This window comes from Mycobacterium attenuatum (assembly GCF_900566085.1).
In the GTDB taxonomy this organism is placed as follows: Bacteria; Actinomycetota; Actinomycetes; order Mycobacteriales; family Mycobacteriaceae; genus Mycobacterium; species Mycobacterium attenuatum.
On the sequence record NZ_UPHT01000210.1, the window covers coordinates 1 to 1,520 of the forward strand.

Below are 1,520 nucleotides of genomic sequence, written 5' to 3' on the forward strand. Positions count from 1 at the left end.
AGCCCAACTCCACATCCACGGCCACAGCCCACACTGGCCCCACCTCTACCCCCACGCCCACACCACCGCACTACCCACCTACCCCTTCCAACACCACCGCTTCTGGCTAACCCCCCACACCACCGCCCGCACCAGTGGTGATGCAACCGGGGAAGATCTGCTATGGAAAGCCATCGATGAGCAGGCCATCGACACGGTAAGGCAAATGTTGGCCCTCAGCGATGACCAAACGGGCGCACTGCCACCGGTAATACAAGCGTTGAGTCGATGGCGTAAAGACCGTCAGACTCGCGGAATCGTTGACTCGTTACGGTATCGCATCGGCTGGCAACCTATCGTGGTCAACGACCTGAGCCCGACTCGGCAACGATGGCTGGTTATAGCATCGCCCGGCCAGACCGAAAATAATGCTTGGATCACTGGTTTATCCCAGCATTACGGCTCGGATATCGACATCATGGTGGTCGACCCTAACGATCACAACAAAAAGTCTCTGACCAATCTGTTATCGACAACCGCCACACACGCCCACTGCGACGGCATAGTGTCCTTTTTAGCCTGGGATGAACGGCCCCACCCCGATTACTGCGGAATACCACAAGGGCTGATTTCCACCTTGCTGATCGGACAAGCCTACGCCAACAGCAGCTTAAACATCCCCTTATGGATCACCACCCAAGGTGGTGTGGAGATATCCACCCAGGCCGGCCCCGCCAGCGTTACCCAAGCCGCCGTCTGGGGCCTAGGACAATCACTATGCCTTGAACACCCCGAGCGCTTCGGAGGCCTAATCGACCTAGCCCCCCAACCCACACCCGAACAACTGCAACAACTGCATACCGTGTTGAGCTGTCCCCAACAAGAAGACCAACTAGCCATAGGCCCACACGGGATCAACGCTCGACGCCTATACCCCGCACCACTACCACCCCAACTCCCACCCACCTGGACCCCCTCAGGAACCGCGTTGATCACCGGCGCGACCGGACGCCTAGGCAAACACATCGCCCACTGGCTTGCCCGCGCCGGAGCCAGCCACCTGATCCTGCTCAGCCGCAACGCCACCCACAACCCCGAAGCCACCCAACTACAACAAGAACTTCACGCCAGCGGCATAACCACCACACTCGCCTCCATCGATGTCACCGACCGCGCCGCTCTCGCAGCCTTTCTCACCCAAACCCGCCACCAACACGGACCCATCCAAACCGTTGTCCACGCCGCAGCAACCATCACCGACCACCCCATATCCGAAGTCACCACCGCCCAATTCAGCATCGACTACAGCAAAGCCATCGCAGCTGACAACCTCGCCCAACTCCTCCACGACGACCCACCCGAAACCTTCATCCTGTTCTCCTCAGCAGCAGCGACCTGGGGCGGCGCCCACCAAGGCTGCTACGCCGCGGCTAACGCCCACCTCGACGCCCTGGCCTACCACCTACGCGCCCACACCCCCACCCAAGCCCTCTCCATAGCCTGGGGCCTTTGGGCCGACCACCACCCCACCCACCAAACCC

The 1,520-nt window shown here is 60.6% G+C and carries 1 protein-coding gene; it reads left to right on the plus strand.

Annotated elements, in window-relative coordinates; genetic code table 11:
* Window positions 1–967: 967 nt before the first annotated feature.
* Window positions 968–1,520 (plus strand): ketoreductase domain-containing protein (locus EET13_RS30780; RefSeq protein WP_122445560.1); only part of this gene is annotated, 553 nt, incomplete at its 3' end.